Origin of the sequence: Acidovorax sp. HMWF029 (genome assembly GCF_003060895.1) — a bacterium.
In the GTDB taxonomy this organism is placed as follows: domain Bacteria; phylum Pseudomonadota; class Gammaproteobacteria; order Burkholderiales; family Burkholderiaceae_C; genus Acidovorax.
Map to the genome: position 1 here is coordinate 1 of NZ_QAIH01000052.1, position 17,297 is coordinate 17,297.

Genomic DNA, 17,297 nt, shown 5'->3' on the forward strand with positions numbered 1-17,297 from the left:
GGCATGGTGTGATTCCGGGGGGAGGGCGTGCCGATGAAAGGTGAAACTTTGCTCTTTTAATATCTAACAAATATATTTAAAAGCAAGATAGATGCCTGCTGGGTGCGGGTAAGCCCTGAAAGGGATTGATTGCGATGCCTGAGGGGCGCCTGTCAGCCCGAGGGCGCTGCAGGCTCGCGACTGGGCATGGGTGCAGGTGCGGGCGTGCAGGCGGCTAGCGTGCCAATGCGTGCGGGTGCCAGGAGGTGCCGTGGGGGCGCGGGAGTCCAGCCAAACAGGTGCTGTGCGGCCGCCCCGCAGATGCGGCCCTGGCAGGCACCCATGCCGCAGCGGGTGTTCAGCTTGGCGTCGATCCAGCCTTCGCGATCAGCCAATGCAGCGTAGGGCACGTCTTCGCAGCGGCATACGAGGGTGTCGTGCCGCGCCAGTGTCTTGAGTGTTTTGTTCAACGGAAAAGAGGCCTGCAGCGCATGCGCAAAGCCCTCCCAGCGTGCCAGTTGCGGGCGCAGCGCCTGTGCCCGTTGCACCTGTCCCGCAGCCACATGTCCTGCAATGGCGCCCTGAACCAGTGCACGCTCGCTGCCGCCAAAGCCGGTGGCTTCGCCTGCGGCGAACACACCGGGCACACTGGTGCGCATGTGGGCATCCACGGCCAGCCCCTGGCCGCCGCTCAGCGGCCCGCCGAGGGCGCAGCCCAGCATCTGCCCCAGGTGGGTGTTGGGCACCAGCCCGAAACCGCAGGCCACGCGGTCGCAGGCAATGGTTTCTTCGGCGTGTTGGCCTTTGCGCAGCCGCACGGTTTGCACCTGCGTGGTGCCTTGGACTTCAAGCACATGGCTGCTGGCGCGCAACCGTGGGTGAAGCAGCGTGAGGGCTTGCAACGCCTTGGCAGGCCAGCGCGGCAGTTGCGCTGCAAAGCCAGCGAGCGCGCTCCACGGCGCCTGCTCCGCCACGCGCACCACGGTGGCACCCGCTTTGTTGGCGGTGGCAGCAGCGGCCAGCAGCAGCGGGCCGGTGCCTGCAATGACGATGCGCTGGCCGCGCACGTCGAGCCCTGCCTTGATGAGGGCCTGCAAGGCGCCCGCACCCGTCACACCGGGCAGTGTCCAGCCCGGGAACGGCAGCAGCAGCTCACGCGCCCCGGTACACAGCACGATGCGGTGGCTGTGCTGCGTCCAGCCCCGGTCGGCGTCTTCCAGCAGCAGGGCAGGGGCGTTGTCGCCGGGTTGGGAATCACCAAGACCCACCACACGGGTGCCGGACAGCAGGCGGATGTTGGTGTGTCGGGCCAGCGCTGCGCGGTGTTGCCGTGCCAGGGCGGGCAAGACCACCTTTGGGCCATCGCGCCAGATTTGCCCGCCGGGCAGCGGGTTGTCGTCCACGATGGTGATCGCTGCTGCGCTGGGCGCTGCGGCCAGGGCTGCTGCCAAACCGGCAGGGCCTGCGCCGATGATGAGGATGTCGCAGCGCTCGTGTGCTCCACGTTGCGCGGTCATGGCGTGGCGCTCCCAGGTTCGGTGCCGATATCGGTGTGTATCCGCATGCCCTCTGCACAGATCGTCTGGCACGCCAGGCGGGTGCGGCCCTGGATGCGCACACGGCATTCATGGCATACGCCCATGCCACACAGCGGCGCCCGTGCCTGGCCAGTGACCGAAGTCCGTGTGGTGCCCGGTTTTCGCTGGGCCAACGCGGCCGCCACGCTGCTCCCGGCAGGCGCCTGCAGGGGCGTGCCATTCACGAAGACGTGCACCAAGGCGGGGGCGGATGGAGTCATGGTGTCCTCAGGCCCGCAAAGCGAGCCGGTGCGTAGGGCGTGGGGTCTATGACTGGCGTGCCCCCTGCAATCTGTGCCGCCAGCAACTGTGCCGTGGCCGGGGCGGTGGTCACGCCCAGCCCTTCATGGCCCACGGCCAGCCACAGGTGCGGGTGTTCGGGGTGCGCGCCAATCATCGGCAGGCTGTCGGGTGTGGCGGCGCGAAAGCCGGTCCAGGTGCGGATGGCATTGAGGTCGGCCAGGCCCGGCAGGTAGTCGAGTGCACGTTGCAGCATGCGCGCCATCACGGTGTTGTTGACAGCGGGGTCAGTGGTGTCGAATTCGCGCGATGAGCCAATCAGCAACTGCCCTGTGGGCCGGGGCTGCACGTTGAAGGCCACCGAGGTACCGTCGCTGTGGTGGGCGCTGGTGATGTAGCCCAGCTCCACCAGTTGGTGGTGCACGGTGCCCGGGTAGCGGTCGGTAATGACGAGGTGCCCCTTTTTGGGGCGCAGCGGCAGGCCAGGGCACAGCTCTAGGGCGTGGATGCCACTGGCCAGCACGATGGCGCCCGCGCTGCGCCGGCTGCCATCGCGCAGGATGACGGTATGGCCGTTGATGCGCGTGGCTTCAATCTGCTCAAAGATCAAGTGTCCTTGGGCTTTGGCCCTGTCCAGCAGCCACTGGGCTGCGCGCGGGGCATAGACCACGCTGTCGCCCTGCACCTTGAGCGCACCTGCCAGGCCGTGGCGCAGTGCAGGTTCTGCGCGGGCCAGGGCGGCTGCGTCGAGCATTTCGCAGGCGACGCCGTGCGCTTGCAGGGTGCTGCGTTTGTCATGTGCCGCCTGGAGTTCTGCATCGTTGGCAGCCAGCCAGAGCGTGCCGCAGGGGGTGAAAGCGCAGCCCGCATCCATGTGGGGCGCCCAGGCATGCCACAGGTCCAGCGATGTCTGGCTCAGCGCCAGTTCAGCCGGGTTGTCGTCCATCACCACCAGATGGCCCATGCCCGCTGCCGTGGCGCCGCCCAGCCTTGCATCGATGACGCGCACCGACAGCCCGGCCCGCGCCAGCGCATGGGCACAGGCCGCGCCAACGATGCCGGCGCCGATCACAAGGACATCGGTGGTTTGCATGGAAGCCAGTGCGGACTCGATAGGCCGGGTTACAGCCGGATTCCCCAGCCGAAGGGGTCCGCGTCATCGATCAGCAAGGTCGCTTCTGCACTCATGTGGGCGCGGCCCCGCAAGGTGGGGATGAGCTTGCCATCGTCCTGCAGCGTATAGCTGGCCTCGAACTGGCTGCCGATGATGCTGGCCTGGCGCCAGATTTGGCCTGGTGAGAGCTTGCCGTCTGCCGCCAGGCAGGCAACCTTGGCGCTGGTGCCTGTGCCGCAGGGTGATCGGTCATAGGCCTTGCCGGGGCACAGCACGTAGTTGCGGCTGTCCGCAGGGTCATCGGAGCTGTCGTCATCAGCGAAGAGTTCGATGTGGTCGATTTCACCACCGTTGTCGCCGCGAACGCCCTGGTCCTTAAGGGCCTGCTGCACCGCGCAGGTGTAGTGCATCAGCGCCTCCAGGTTGTCGCTGGCCACGCGCTGGCCGTGGTCGGAGATCAAAAAGAACCAGTTGCCGCCCCAGGCCACATCGCCCACCACGCGGCCATAGCCGGGCACATCCACCGCCAGCTGGTGGTGCAGACGGTAGGCGGGCACATTGCGCACGCTGACGGAGCCATCCGTGTGCAAGGTGGTGGTGACCGTGCCCACGGGAGTTTCGATGCGGTGCTCGCCGGGCTGGATGCGGCCCATGTAGGCCAGCGATGCCACCAGACCGATGGTGCCGTGGCCACACATGCCCAGGTAGCCGCTGTTGTTGAAGAAGATCACGCCCGCCGCGTGGGCCGGGTCTTGCGGTGCGCAGAGCAGCGCCCCCACCACTACGTCGCTGCCGCGCGGCTCCAGCACGGCGGCGGCGCGCCAGGCATCGTGCTCGCGCGCCAGGCGCTCGCGCCGCTCGGCCATGCTGCCCGCACCCAGGTCAGGGAAGCCACTAATGACAAGCCGCGTGGGCTCGCCGCCGGTGTGGGAATCAAGGATCTGGATGCGTTTCATGGTATTAGGTGGTCAGGAGTTGCGAGGTTTCTTTCGCTGATTGAAATCGTAGCGGGCGCAATAGGGCAGGTGGCCATGCCAGCGCCCCCGCACAAGGGCCGCCCTGCCGCGCTGGTGGCGTCCCCCTCGGGGCGAAAGGCACCGCGGGCGACTCAAGGGGCGTCAATAACTTGCAAGAGGAACTGGTGCTGCGTTGCGGAATGTCAGCACCGTGATGGGGGCCTGCTTGAGGTTGCCCTTGTCATCGTAGGCATAGGTGCCCGCCACACCCTGGTGGCTGGATTGGAGCATCTGCGCGCCCACCTTGGCAGGCTGGGTGGAGTTGGCCTTTTGCATGGCGTCGGCCATGAATATCACCTGGTCGTAGTAGGAGGCTGCATACGCGTCGGCATCGCGCTGGAACCGCGCCTTGTACTTGGCCTTGAAGGCCGGGCCGTTGGCCACCTTGTCGAGCATGGTGCCGCCCTGGGCGCAGAAGACGGTGTCGTTCACGGCCTCGCCGCCCAGTTTGCCCACCTCGGGGCTGCACAGGGTGTCCCCGCCCAGCAGCTTGGCCGTGAGGCCCAGTTGCTTCATCTGCCGCGCCATGGGAGCGGCCTGGGGCGCGTAGCCGCCGAAAAAGATAGCCTGGGGCTGCTTGGCCTTGAGGCTGGTGAGGATGGAGAGGAAGTCCGTGGACTTGTCGGTGGTGAACTCCTGGCCCACCACCGTCAGGCCTTGCTTCTTGGCCTCTTTGGTGAACTGGTCGGCCACGCCCTGGCCAAAGGCGGTGCGGTCGTCGATCACGGCCACCTGCTTCACCTTGAGCACCTGCGCGGCATAAATAGCCATGTTGGAGCCGATCTGGGTGTCGCTGGCGATGATGCGGAACAGGTTCTTGTAGCCACCCTCCGTCACCTTGGGGTTGGTACCTACCGTGGACACCATGGCGCCGCCGTCGTTGTAGACCCGCGACGCGGGGATGGCGACGCCCGAGCAGTAGGGCCCCATGACGAACTTCACGCCGCTGTCCACCAGCTTCTGCGCCACGCTCACGCCGGTGCGCGCATCGCACTGGTCGTCTTCGGACACGAGTTCGAATCTCAAAGTCTTGCCTTCCACCACGATCTTTTTCGCGTTGAGCTCCTCGATCGCCAGGCGAACGCCGTTCTCGTTGTCCTTGCCTGCGAAGGCGTTGGGGCCGGAGAGCGGACCGCTGTGGCCGATCTTGACCACCTGCTCCTGGGCACTGGCGTGTTGGGCGTGGCCCACCAGCAGCAAGGCCGCGACGGCAGCGGGCGTGAGAGTCCGAAATCCGAAAGATGCACGTGTCATGGACAACCTCTTGTGTGTGCGTGATGGAGAAGGCCGGTGTCTCGTCCGGCCCGGTGACGGAAGCAGGGGTGCTGGTGGCTTGTCAGGCCACGGACTGGTACTTGGTCGGGCGGGTTTCGAGCGCCTTGCGGACCACGCGCTCGACAAACGCGCGTTCTTCGCCCACCAGCGGCAGGCGGGGGCGGCGCATGTGCTCGGTGCCCACGCCCACCAACACGTCGATGAGCTTGAGGTTCTGCACAAGCTTGTTGGACACGTCGAGGTGCAGCATGGGCGTCATCCACTGGTACAGCGGCAGCGCCTCGGCGAATTTGCCCGCCTTCATCAGCTCGTACAGCGCCACCGTTTCGCGCGGAAACGCGCAGCCCACGCCCGCCAGCAGGCCGTCGCAGCCCAGGGCCAGGCCTTCGTAGGCCAGGTCATCCACGCCCAGGAAGAGCTGGTAGCGGTCGCCCACGGTGTTGCGCAGGTCGGTAATGCGACGGATGTCGCCCGTGCTTTCCTTGATGGCGGCGATCCATTCGCAATCGGCCAGCTCCAGCATATGTTCGGGCTTCAGGTCCACGCGGTAGGCCACGGGGTTGTTGTAGACCATGAGGGGGCGCTGGGCTGCGCCCGCCATGGCGCGTACGTTGGCCATGGCCTCGCGGGCGTCGGCCACGTAGATCACCGAGGGCATGACCATGTAGCCCGCCACGCCCAGCCTGTTGCCGCCGTCGATGTAGCGCAGGGCCTCGCGTGTGCTGGTCTCGGACACATTGGCCAGCACGGGCACGCGGCCGTCAGCGGCTTCGAGGGCGATCTGGGCAACCTGCAGCTTTTCCTCCAGGCTGAGCGTGCTGGCTTCGCCCAGCGACCCGCACGTAACCAGGCCGTGGATGCCGTTGCGAATCTGGAAGTCGATGTGGCGGGCCGTGCCTTCGGCATCGATCGACTCATCGGCGTGGAACTTGGTGGTGATGGCGGGGAAGATGCCTTGCCAGCGGGGTTGGGGATTCATGGGAACGTGCTCCGGGTTGGTGAGTGATTTAAGTATGTTGTAAATATATTAAAGAAATATTTGAAACGCAATGGGCGTTTTCATCTTTTTGCAAAGTGCATGTGTGCCTTGCCTGACGATGGGCATGCGCAAGCTGCAAGGCGTGTGTGGGAGAGGGCGCTTGCCGGTAACCTGGCGATGTCGCTCCCCAGCCACGGCTCGCAAGGCGCCAAACCTATAATGAAAGGTTGGTCCCGCTGGGCCGCCCGCAGGCATCGGCCTGCACGGCGCCCCACTGTGTGAAACCACTCCACCACACCATGAGCAGCACACCCACTTTTTCTGTCGCCGACATCCGCAAGTCCTTCCTGGACTTCTTCGTCTCCAAGGGCCACACCGTTGTGGCATCGAGCCCCCTGGTGCCGGGCAACGACCCCACGCTGATGTTCACCAACTCGGGCATGGTGCAGTTCAAGGACGTGTTCCTGGGCACCGACAAGCGCCCTTACAACCGGGCCGTTTCCGTGCAGGCCTGCCTGCGTGCCGGTGGCAAGCACAATGACCTGGAAAACGTGGGCTACACCGCGCGCCACCACACGTTCTTTGAAATGCTGGGCAACTGGTCGTTTGGCGACTACTTCAAGCGCGAGTCGCTCAAGTGGGCGTGGGAGCTGCTGACGCAGGTCTACAAGCTGCCCCCCGAGCGCCTGCTTGCCACGGTCTACCAGGAAGACGACGAGGCCTACGACATCTGGACCAAAGAGATCGGCCTGCCGCCCGAGCGCGTGATCCGCATTGGTGACAACAAGGGCGGCCGCTACAAGTCCGACAACTTCTGGATGATGGCCGACACCGGTCCCTGCGGCCCCTGCAGCGAAATCTTCTATGACCACGGCCCGCACATTGCAGGTGGCCCCCCCGGCAGCCCCGATGAAGACGGCGACCGTTTCATCGAGATCTGGAACAACGTGTTCATGCAGTTCAACATGGACGAGACGGGCGCCGTGACCCCGCTGCCCGCTCCCTGCGTGGACACCGGCATGGGCCTGGAGCGCCTTGCTGCCATCCTGCAGCATGTGCACAGCAACTATGAGATCGACCTGTTCGATGCGCTCATCAAGGCCGCTGGCCGCGAGACCGGCGTGACCGACCTCAACAACAAGAGCCTGCGCGTGATCGCCGACCACATCCGCGCCACCGCGTTTTTGGTGAGCGACGGCGTGATCCCGAGCAACGAAGGCCGCGGCTATGTGCAGCGCCGCATCGTGCGCCGCGCCATCCGCCATGGGTACAAGCTGGGCAAGAAGACCCCGTTCTTCCACAAGCTGGTGGCCGATTTGGTGCGTGTGATGGGTGATGCCTATCCCTCCATCCGCGAGCAGGAGCAACGCATCACCGATGTGCTGAAGGTGGAAGAAGAGCGCTTCTTTGAAACGTTGGCCAACGGCATGGAAATCCTGGACGCGGCCCTGGATGGCGGCGCCAAGGTGCTGCCTGGCGATGTGGCCTTCAAACTGCACGACACCTACGGCTTCCCGCTCGACCTGACGAACGACGTGTGCCGTGAGCGCGACGTGGAAGTGGACGAAGCCGGTTTCAAGACCGCCATGGAAAAGCAGAAGGCCCAGGCCCGCGCTGCTGGCAAGTTCAAGATGGACAAGGCGCTGGAGTACACCGGCGTGGCCAACCAGTTCACCGGCTACGAGCACCTGTCTGAGTCTGCAAAAATCGTAGCAATCTATGTAGATGGGACGGGCGCAGCGGCCCTGAAAGCCGGTCAAAACGGCGTGGTGGTGCTGGACACGACCCCGTTCTACGCCGAAAGCGGCGGCCAGGTGGGTGACGAAGGCGTCATCACCAGCGGCTCGGCCCGCTTTGCGGTGGGCGATACGCTCAAGATCAAGGCTGATGTGTTTGGCCACCACGGCACGCTCGAAGAGGGCACGCTGAACGTGGGCGACACCGTGCAGGCGCAGGTGAATACTGCCGTGCGCGCCGCCACGGTGCGCAACCACTCGGTCACGCACATCATGCACAAGGCCCTGCGCGAAGTGCTGGGAAGCCATGTGCAGCAAAAAGGCAGTTTGGTCAATGCCGACCGCACACGTTTCGACTTCACGCACAACGGCGCCGTGACGGCTGCCGAGATCCGCGAGATCGAGCGCCGCGTGAATGAAGAAATCCTGGCCAACCAGCCCACGCAGGCCCGCGTGATGGACATCGAGTCCGCCCAGAAGACGGGCGCGATGATGCTGTTTGGCGAAAAGTACGGCGAAACCGTGCGCGTGCTCGACATCGGCTCCAGCCGCGAGCTGTGCGGTGGCACACACGTGCAGCGCACGGGCGACATCGGCCTTTTCAAGGTGGTGGGCGAAGGCGGCGTGGCTGCGGGCATCCGCCGCATCGAGGCTGTGACGGGCGCCAATGCGCTGGCCTATTTGCAGAATCTGGAAGACACCGTGAACCAGGCCGCCAGCACCCTCAAGGCGCCGGTGGCCGAGCTCAATGGCCGCATCAGCCAGGCGCTGGACAACGCGCGCGCGCTGGAGAAGGAGGTGGCTGCCTTGAAGGGCAAGCTGGCCTCCAGCCAGGGCGACGAGTTGGTGAACCAGGCCGTGGATGTGAACGGCCTGAAGGTGCTGGCTGCCGCGCTGCCCGGTGCGGACGCCAAGACCCTGCGCGACACCATGGACAAGCTCAAGGACAAGCTCAAGACCGCGGCCATCGTGCTGGCCGCCGTGGACGGCGACAAGGTGCAGATTGCTGCAGGCGTCACTGCCGACAGCGTGGGCAAGGTCAAGGCAGGTGAGCTGGTGAACTTTGTTGCCCAGCAAGTGGGAGGCAAGGGCGGCGGCAAGCCCGACATGGCGATGGCGGGTGGCACCGATGCTTCCAAGCTGCCAGCGGCTCTGGCCTCGGTGGCAGGCTGGGTTACGCAACAGCTGGGTTGACGCCTGGCGCCACCCCGGCTGTTTTTTCTGCCGGGTTGGTGCTGCCAAAAAGGGGATGACGCGCGACGGGCTTTCCCCCTACATTCAGCCGCATGGACGACACCATGCGCCAAAGCCCGCCAGCGCCCAAGCCTACCGTGCCCGACGACTCGCCGTCCCTGCGCAGCCAGGGCGCGGCGGCCGACCTGCCCTGGTGGCGGCGCATCACCGTGCCGTTCGAGGTGTTGATTGCCTCCGTAGTGGTCGCGGCCATGCTGCTGCTCACTGCGCTGCTGGTCTACCAGGTGAGCACCAGTGCACGCCAGGCCATCATTTCGGCTTCTGACGACAGCGCGCAGCACATCAGCCTTCTGGTGGCCGAGCGGGTGCAGCGCATCGTGGACCCGGCCGATGCCGCCATCCGCCTGCTGGCGTTTGACCCCATTGCGTCGACCACCTCGCTGCCCGCGCGCATGCGCCGCCTGCCGGTGCTGGCGCGCCTGCTGGAGCAAAACCCACTGCTTTCGGCCGTGTTCATCGGCTACCCCGACGGCCAGTTTCTACTGGTACGCCCGGTGCGCGATGAGGCCATGCGCCTACGGCTGGATGCGCCCCCAGCGACGGCCTTTCTGGTGCAGTCCATGGCGCGCGAGCGGGGCGTGGGCGCGATGGTGGGGCGCTGGAGCTACTACGACGCTGCGCTGCGCCAGATCGATTCTTCCGTGCGACCCGAGTATCGCTACGACCCGCGCGTGCGTCCCTGGTACTCCGAGGCGGCGGAGAGGAATACCCAGATACTCACTGCCCCATACGTGTTCTTCACCACGCAGGAGGTAGGCGTCACCCTGAGTCAGCCCAGTGAAGACGGGCGGGCCGTCATTGGTCTGGATGTTGCGCTGACCGACCTGGGGCGCGAGATTGCCGGGCTGCGCCTGATGCCCCGTGCCGAAATTGCGGTGGTGGACAAGGACCTGCGCGTGCTGGCCTACCCGGATATGTCCCGTGTGATCATGCGGGAAGGCGCAACGTCCAGCCTGCGCTTGCGCACGTTGGGTGACCTGGGGGTGAGCAGCCTGCAGGCCATGCAGGGGCCCGGAATGCAAAGCGGCAAGTCGCAGCGCCTGATGGCCGATGGCGAAGAGTGGTTGACCCGTGCCCTGCCGCTTGAATCCATGCGCTGGCGCGGGCTGCAGATACTGATGGCGATTCCGACCCGTGAGCTGCTTGCGGATGTAAATGAGAACCTGCGGCGCCAAGTGTGGTTGTCGGTGTCGCTTATTGGGCTCATGCTGCCCGTCGGCTGGCTGGCCGGGCGGCGGGTGGGGCGCAGCCTGTTTGGCCTGGCGTCACAGGCGCGGGCGCTAGCGCGGTTCGACTTCCGGCGCGCGACCCGCACCCTCTCGCCCGTGCGCGAAGTGCGCGACCTGGGGCTGGTGATGGACCGCATGTCGGACACCATCCAGGAGTTTCTGCATATCACTCAACATATCAGTGCTGAATCACGCACCGACTTGATGTTGTCCAGCGTGTTGTACGAGCTCGTGCGTGCCACCAGTTGCACGGGCGGCGCGGTCTACATGGTGGAGCCGCAGCGTGCGGGCCTGCTGCGCACAGCCCGCTACTGCGAAGACCCCGAACATCAGTCACGTTTTCCGGAGCACCTGGCGATGGTGCACTTCATCAACCACACCCAGCCTCAGGAGGGGGACCAGCACGAAGACGATGACGACACTGCACCCGTACGGGTGCTGCGGGTGCAACTGCGCACGCGGGATGGGCAACCCCTGGGGCTGTTGGTGCTGCGTTATGCGGCCGATGCGTTACAGGACGATGCACATTTCCGCGCCTTTGTCGAGAAGCTCTCGGGCACGCTGTCGGTGGCGATTGAAACGCGCAACCTCATTGAAGGTCAGAAGAAACTGCTGGATGCCGTGATCCGGCTACTGGCCGACGCCATCGACGCCAAGAGCCCCTACACCGGCGGGCACTGCGAGCGGGTGCCGCAGTTGGCTGAGTCGCTGATGCTGCGCATGTGCGAGGCCGACGAGGGGCCTTTTGCCCAGGTGAGCATGACCGATGCCGAGCGCTACGAGTTCCGCCTGGGTGCCTGGCTGCATGACTGTGGCAAGGTCACAAGCCCCGAGCACATCATCGACAAAGCCACCAAGCTGGAGACGCTGTACAACCGCATTCACGAGGTGCGAATGCGCTTCGAGGTGCTGTGGCGCGATGCCGAGCTGGACTACTGGAAGCAGCATGTTTCGGGTGTGGACCCGGTGCGTCTGCAGCGGGAGCTGCTGCAGCGGCGCGAGCAGCTACTGGACGACTTCGCCTTTGTGGCCCGCAGCAATGTGGGCGGCGAGTTCATGGCCGAGGCCGACATTGCCCGCCTCAAGGCCATTGGCCGCCAGTTGTGGCAGCGGCATTTTGACGACCGCCTGGGCCTGTCGGCCACCGAAATGGGGCGGCTGGCGAATGTGCCGGTGCGGCCTCTGCCCGCCAACGAGCCGCTACTGTCCGACCGGCCCGAGCATATCGTGCCCTGGGGCATGCGCAGGCCCCCGGTGGAGCCCGGCAACCCGGCTAACCGCTGGGGTTTTGACATGGTGCTGCCGCCCCACGAGGCGCACCTGGGCGAGCTGCACAACCTGTCGATACAGCGCGGCACGCTCACGGCGGAAGACCGTTTCAAGATCAACGACCACATCGTGCAGACCATCATCATGCTCAGCAGCCTGCCGTTTCCGCCGCACCTGGCGCGTGTGCCGATGATTGCGGGTTCGCACCACGAAAAGCTGGATGGCACTGGCTACCCGCGCCGCCTCAAGGCCGCCGAACTGACCCTTGCCGACCGGGTGATGACTCTGGCTGACATTTTCGAGGCGCTGACGGCGGCAGACCGTCCCTACAAACCGCCCAAGACGCTGTCCGAGTCGCTCAAAATCATGACCCACATGGTGCGCGACCGGCACATCGATGCTGAGGTGTTCCGGTTTTTCCTGGCCAGTGGTGTTTGGCGCGAGTATGCCGAGCAGTTCCTCGCGCCTTCGCAGCGTGATGCGGTGGATGTGGACGCCATCCTGGCGTCGCTGGCCTGATCAAGTCAGGCAGGGGCTTTGCAAGCGGCGTGCAGGAGAGGGCCCGGCCCCGGTTGCGTCAGAACAGTTCGACGTCGTCGTTGGCGACCTTGGCAGCGAGGTGGCCATTGCTCACCAGGTCGTCATAGAAGCAGACCTGGTTACGGCCATGCTCCTTGGCGTAGTAGAGCGCCTGATCGGCCTGGCCCAGGATCTCGACGGGCGAGCCCTTGGTGGTGCAGACAAAGCCCAGGCTCACCGTGACCCGACCCACCTGGGGAAAGTTGTACTCCTGCACTGCCAGCCGGAAGCGGTTGAATACTTTGTGGGCTGTACTCAGTGTGGTGGAGCGCAGCAGAACCACAAACTCCTCGCCGCCAAAGCGGAAGATGCGGTCGTGGCTGCGGAACGAGTTGCGCAGAATGTTGGCGATCAGAATCAGCACTTCGTCGCCATAAAGATGGCCGAAACGATCGTTGACCTGCTTGAAGTGGTCGATGTCCACCACGGCCAGCCACTGTTGTACAGGTTCGTGCTCGTTAGCCATCGAGCTATCGTCGACCACGAGCGATTCATTGGCGGCGCTGGTGCGGCTGGCCAGCCCGCTCATGGTGTGTCGTGAAAACTGCTCGTCAAAGGTCTTGCGGTTGAACAGCCCCGTCAGTGCATCGCGTTCGCTGTAGTCGAGCAGGCTCTGGTAGTTCTGGTACACCTGGAACACGCCCATGAGCACGTCGAGCTTATGTGCCGAGAATGGGCGCGACTGTGTGATTTCCAGGCAGGTGCTGACCTTGTCATGCATCCACACCGGCAGCCACAGTACATACCGGCCCTTGCGCGGCGAGGCCAGGGCGCTTTCGCCGTGGGTCTCCACGCACCCGCGCAGAGCTGGGTAGTTCTCCAGCGGCTCGCGGCGAGGGTCTGCAGCGGCTTCAGAGTCGGTGGAGACCAGCTGGCCGTCGTCGACCCAGGTGCGAGGACGCACATGGGGCACGCCTGCGTCGGTAAAAAGCTCCAGGGCCCGCACTTCGGTGATGCTGCTGAGCTTTTGCAGCGTGGACAGCACCGACACCTCCAGCCGCAGGTGATCGCGGTGGCCAGTCATTTCCACCAGGTTTTGCAGGATGGGTTTCATAGGCGGTGTTTATCGGGCCGGTCGTGGCATGGTTGGCTGGTACTGCGGCTAGGTGCGTCGCACGAACACTACATCCCACACCCCGTGCCCGAGCCGCAGGCCGCGGTTTTCGAACTTGGTGAGGGGGCGGTAGTCGGGCTGTGGCGCAAAGCCGGTCGCGGTGTTCTGGAGCAGGGGCTCGGCGCTCAGCACCTGCAGCATCTGCTCAGCGTAGGGTTGCCAGTCGGTTGCGCAATGCAGGTAGCCGCCAGGTTTGAGGCGGGCGGCCAGCTTGGCCACCAGCGGGGGCTGGATCAGGCGGCGCTTGTTGTGCTTCTTCTTGTGCCAGGGGTCGGGGAAGAAGATGTGCACACCGTCCAGGCAAGCTTCGGGCAGCATGTGGTCGATGACCTCCACGGCGTCGTGCTGCAGGATGCGGATGTTGGTCAGGCCCTGCTCGCCGATGCGCTTGAGCAGCGCGCCCACGCCAGGCTCGTGCACTTCACAGCACAAGAAGTTGTCGTCAGGGCGCACGCGGGCAATGTGGGCCGTGGCCTCGCCCATGCCAAACCCGATTTCGAGCACCAGAGGGGCGCTGCGGGCAAAGGCGGTGGCTGCGTCCAGCGGGGCAGGGGCGTACGAAAGCACAAATCGGGGGCCAAAGTCTTCGAAGGCCTTGGCTTGGCCGGTGGTGGTGCGGCCGGCGCGGCGCACAAAGCTCTTGATGGTCTTGGGGTGGGTCACGCCCGCAGGCGCTGCACCTGCGGCGGATGGAGCTACAGCGGGTGCTGTGCTCACGGGGGCGGTAGCAAGGGTCGGTTCAATCACGGTGAGCCATTGTAGTGACGTCGCCACGCCGCAACCCACTGTGTCTGTGCGTCGCCCAGGCTATTGTTGTACGGATGTTCCAGAGCGGGCAGACCCAGCACTTGTGCCGCCCGCGACAGGGCCTGCAGCGGGGCACTCAGGTCCAGTGCGCTGGCGCCATTCTGTTTGGAGAGTTTCTCGCCGTTGGCACCGCAGACCAGCGGGGTGTGCAGATAACGGGGCGTGGGCAAACCCAGGGCTTGCTGCAGCAGGATCTGGCGTGGGGTGTTGTCTGCCAGGTCCTCGCCGCGCACCACGTCAGTGATGCCTTGGTCTGCGTCGTCCACCACCACGGCCAGCTGGTAGGCCCAGAGCCCGTCGGCACGGTGCAGCACAAAGTCGCCCACGGTGAGGGCCACCTCCTGCTGTTGCGGGCCCAGGCGGCGGTCGTGCCAGTGCAAAAGGTTGTTTGCTATTGAATTAATAGCTTGTGAGGTATGTCCATCGCGCGGAGGGGCCTGTTTTTGCTTGAAATCTGTAGCATTGAAGCGCCATGATCGCCCGGTGCGGCCCTGCAGCCCGAGGCGGCAGGTGCCGGGGTAGGGCAGCACGGCATGGCGTTCGCGCGCATGGCCCAGCGCCGCCTGGGCGTCTTCGATGTCCTTGCGCGAGCACGCGCAGGGGTAGGCGTGGCCGAGGGCTACGAGCTGGTCCAGCGCCCGTCGGTAGCGCGCCGAACGCGCCGATTGCCACTGCGGCGGCGCGTCGGGCACCAGGCCGCAGGTGGCCAGCTGCTGCAGGATGAACTCGTCGGCGCCCGGAACGCAGCGGGGCGTATCCACGTCTTCGATGCGCACCAGCCACTGGCCGCCGTGGGCCCGTGCGTCCAGCCAGCTGGCCAGGGCTGCGACAAGGGAGCCCGCGTGCAGCGGGCCGGTGGGAGAGGGGGCAAAGCGGCCCACGTAGCGCCCTGCGGCGCCCGTGGTCGTGGTCATGCCACCGCGAGTGCCAGCTCCAGGCCCGACACGAAGGCGTCTTCCACGCGGTGCCCCAGGCACCAGTCGCCGCAGGCACCCAGGCCCATGGTGATGTCCCACAGGTGGGTCTTGCCGAGGGGGTGGGTGGTCTGTGCATAGCGCCAGCGGCGCGTGTCGGCGTGGGCTGGGGTGGCGCGGATGCCGGTCACTTCGGCAAAGGCCTTGAGCAGCTTGGCCTGCACGCGGGCTTCGTCGTCTTCAAGGTGTTCGGCCGACCAGGCAGGGCTGGCCTGCACCGTCCAGCGCTCGACCACGTTTCGGCCTGGCTTGGACGACTCGCGCGCCAGCCAGGCGATGCGGTGATGCGTGCTGCGTGCCGCATTCCACTGCGGGCCCAGCGTGGTCAGGCCTGGGCGCACGGCCTGGGGGTAGGCCAGCATCAGCGTCCAGCAGGGAGCGATGGCCACCTTGGACAAAGCGTCGGTCAGGGAGGTGTCCACCGCCGAGCTGGCCAGCAGCGCTTGTGCGGGCACGGCAGGCTGGGCCAGCAGCACGGCATCAAAACCGGCGTAGACGTGCTGGCTGCCGCCTGGCCCTTCGGTGCGCAGCTGCCAGCCAGGGGTGTTCAGGGGGTCCGGTTCGATGCGGGTCACACGGGTGTCGGTGAGGAGCTGGCCTGCCAGGCGCAGCGGTTCAGCCCAGGTGCTCACCAGGGTCTGCATGCCGGGGCTGGCTACCCAGTGCGCTTCGCGGTGGGGCAGGCCGGCTGCGGCCACGCGGCCCGCGGCGTCCAGCACCTGCACGGAATTGGCGCTCCAGCGCTTGCAGATGCCAGGCACGGTGTCGATGGCACGGGCAAAACGTGGGTCACGCACGGTGAAATACTGGGCGCCCGCGTCAAAGTTGCCAAAAGGTGAGTCGATGGTGGCAGTGCGGCCGCCTGCCTTGGAGGATTTCTCGAACACTGTGACACGGTGCCCGGCCTGCACGAGGGTACGGGCGCAGGCGATGCCTGCCATGCCTGCGCCGATGATGGCGAAGTGGCGCTGGGGTTTGCCAGACAGGGTGGCAGGGGCTGCGGGTGCCGCAACGGGGGCGGTGGTAGGGGCGCTGGTGCGTCGGAGCCGTTTGGCAGGGCGAGGATCGGGTGTGCTCATGGAAGGCCTTTCGGTGACGGTCGGCAGGTGAAATGCAATGCAAAACCAACAGGAACCACTCTACACGCGCCCAGGAGATACGGGCGCTTGATCGGGGTCAGAAATGATGGTGGTTTTCCAGCAGAGCGCGGCGTGTGGCGGGGCTTTGCAGCTGGTTCAGCCACCACTGCAGCGCCCGGCCTGGTGCGGTGAAGCCCGGGCCGCCCCAGGCGTAGTGCACACGCACGTTGCGCTCGGGCCGGGCCACACGGCGTGCAACCAGGCGACCCGCCTCCAGGTAGGGACGCACCATGGGCTCAGGCAGAAAGCCTCCGCCCAGCCCGCGCAGCTGCACCTGCACCTTGGCCTGCATGGTGTCCACGGTAAGAACGTCCTGCCCGCCCAGCAGGCCCATGGTGGCGCCGCCGCGTGTGGCCGAGTCAGCCACGGCCACTGCGCGGTGCTCCAGCAGGGTCGCGTCGGAGATGGGTTCCGGCGCTGAGGCCAGCGGATGGTGGGGAGCCACCACGTAGATGAACAGCACATCGCCCAGCAATGCCTGCTGCAGGCCTGCCACGTTGTTGCCTGCCACTGATACGCCGATGGCCAGGTCGGCACGGCCCGAGGTGAGGGCCTCCAGCGTGCCGGTCATGATGCCATCGCGCAGCTTCAGGCGCGTGGGCGGCTGCATGGCATAGAACGCGTCCACCAACTCCAGCATGGTGTGGGGCGAGACGATGCCGTCGATGGAGAGCGTGAGCTGCGGCTCCCAGCCCGTGGCCACCCGGCGCACACGGTGGGCTACGGCGTCGATGTCCTGCAGCAGGCGCGCGCCTTCGCGCAGCAGCTCAACCCCGGCCTCGGTGGGGCGGGCCTGGCGTGCGCTGCGGTCGAAAAGCAGAACATCCAGCGCATCCTCGATCTGGCGCACGCGGTAGGTGAGGGCACTGGGCACCAGGCCCAGTTGCCGCGCAGCGGCGGCAAAGCTGCCTGCCTCGGCAATCACCTGCAGCATGGTCAGCGCATCGGGGGTGAGGACATCGCGGGCGTTTTGCATGGTGACGCCATGTTAATTCAGATTGTTTGAATATTCCCGT

The 17,297-nt window shown here is 65.7% G+C and carries 13 protein-coding genes; 2 read left to right on the forward strand and 11 right to left on the reverse strand.

Translation table 11 applies throughout. The features are described 5' to 3' along the window. Nucleotides 1-152 precede the first annotated feature (152 nt). The 6 genes from DBR12_RS03025 to DBR12_RS03050 all read right to left on the reverse strand — a co-directional run bounded on the left by DBR12_RS03025 (nucleotide 153) and on the right by DBR12_RS03050 (nucleotide 6,180). Complete coding sequence (locus DBR12_RS03025; RefSeq protein WP_108615891.1) at nucleotides 153-1,496, reverse strand: FAD/NAD(P)-binding oxidoreductase; 1,344 nt, start codon at nucleotides 1,494-1,496, stop codon at nucleotides 153-155. Then, nucleotides 1,493-1,777, reverse strand: coding sequence for a (2Fe-2S)-binding protein (locus tag DBR12_RS03030; RefSeq protein ID WP_369861331.1), 285 nt, complete (start codon nucleotides 1,775-1,777; stop codon nucleotides 1,493-1,495). Before DBR12_RS03030 ends, DBR12_RS03025 begins: the two co-directional genes overlap by 4 nt. After that, nucleotides 1,774-2,889, reverse strand: a complete 1,116-nt coding sequence (locus tag DBR12_RS03035; protein WP_108615892.1) for an FAD-binding oxidoreductase — start codon at nucleotides 2,887-2,889, stop codon at nucleotides 1,774-1,776. The genes DBR12_RS03030 and DBR12_RS03035 overlap by 4 nt, the downstream gene beginning before the upstream one ends. A 29-nt stretch (nucleotides 2,890-2,918) precedes the next feature. Next, nucleotides 2,919-3,866: a 4-hydroxyproline epimerase gene (locus DBR12_RS03040; protein ID WP_108615893.1), complete on the reverse strand. Its 948-nt coding sequence runs from the start codon at nucleotides 3,864-3,866 to the stop codon at nucleotides 2,919-2,921. Between the two features lie 162 nt (nucleotides 3,867-4,028). Then, nucleotides 4,029-5,180: a branched-chain amino acid ABC transporter substrate-binding protein gene (locus tag DBR12_RS03045; protein ID WP_108615894.1), complete on the reverse strand. Its 1,152-nt coding sequence runs from the start codon at nucleotides 5,178-5,180 to the stop codon at nucleotides 4,029-4,031. An 82-nt stretch (nucleotides 5,181-5,262) separates the two neighbouring features. Next, the gene (locus DBR12_RS03050) at nucleotides 5,263-6,180 is read right to left on the reverse strand and encodes a dihydrodipicolinate synthase family protein (RefSeq protein ID WP_108615895.1); all 918 of its coding nucleotides are present in this window, start codon (nucleotides 6,178-6,180) and stop codon (nucleotides 5,263-5,265) included. A 299-nt stretch (nucleotides 6,181-6,479) separates the two neighbouring features. Here DBR12_RS03050 and alaS point away from each other — a divergent pair, with 299 nt between their 5' ends. Then, entirely contained in the window at nucleotides 6,480-9,110 is a 2,631-nt protein-coding gene (gene alaS, locus DBR12_RS03055; RefSeq protein WP_108615896.1) for an alanine--tRNA ligase, read from the forward strand. Nucleotides 9,111-9,202: 92 nt separating this feature from the next. Next, the gene (locus DBR12_RS03060; RefSeq protein WP_233244265.1) at nucleotides 9,203-12,187 is read left to right on the forward strand and encodes an HD domain-containing phosphohydrolase; all 2,985 of its coding nucleotides are present in this window, start codon (nucleotides 9,203-9,205) and stop codon (nucleotides 12,185-12,187) included. A gap of 58 nt (nucleotides 12,188-12,245) precedes the next feature. Here the strand turns inward: DBR12_RS03060 and DBR12_RS03065 are convergent, their stop codons facing one another. From DBR12_RS03065 to DBR12_RS03085, 5 genes are all read right to left on the reverse strand, one after another. Further along, nucleotides 12,246-13,301 (reverse strand): GGDEF domain-containing protein, encoded by a 1,056-nt coding sequence (locus DBR12_RS03065; RefSeq protein WP_108615897.1) that lies wholly within the window; start codon nucleotides 13,299-13,301, stop codon nucleotides 12,246-12,248. 48 nt (nucleotides 13,302-13,349) lie between these two features. Then, the gene (gene trmB / locus DBR12_RS03070; protein ID WP_108615898.1) at nucleotides 13,350-14,108 is read right to left on the reverse strand and encodes a tRNA (guanosine(46)-N7)-methyltransferase TrmB; all 759 of its coding nucleotides are present in this window, start codon (nucleotides 14,106-14,108) and stop codon (nucleotides 13,350-13,352) included. After that, complete coding sequence (gene gluQRS / locus DBR12_RS03075; RefSeq protein WP_108615899.1) at nucleotides 14,105-15,082, reverse strand: tRNA glutamyl-Q(34) synthetase GluQRS; 978 nt, start codon at nucleotides 15,080-15,082, stop codon at nucleotides 14,105-14,107. The genes trmB and gluQRS overlap by 4 nt, the downstream gene beginning before the upstream one ends. Then, nucleotides 15,079-16,221, reverse strand: a complete 1,143-nt coding sequence (locus DBR12_RS03080; RefSeq protein WP_108615900.1) for an NAD(P)/FAD-dependent oxidoreductase — start codon at nucleotides 16,219-16,221, stop codon at nucleotides 15,079-15,081. The genes gluQRS and DBR12_RS03080 overlap by 4 nt, the downstream gene beginning before the upstream one ends. Before the next feature lie 97 nt (nucleotides 16,222-16,318). Then, entirely contained in the window at nucleotides 16,319-17,257 is a 939-nt protein-coding gene (locus DBR12_RS03085) for a LysR family transcriptional regulator (RefSeq protein WP_108615901.1), read from the reverse strand. Between the last annotated feature and the right edge of the window lie 40 nt (nucleotides 17,258-17,297).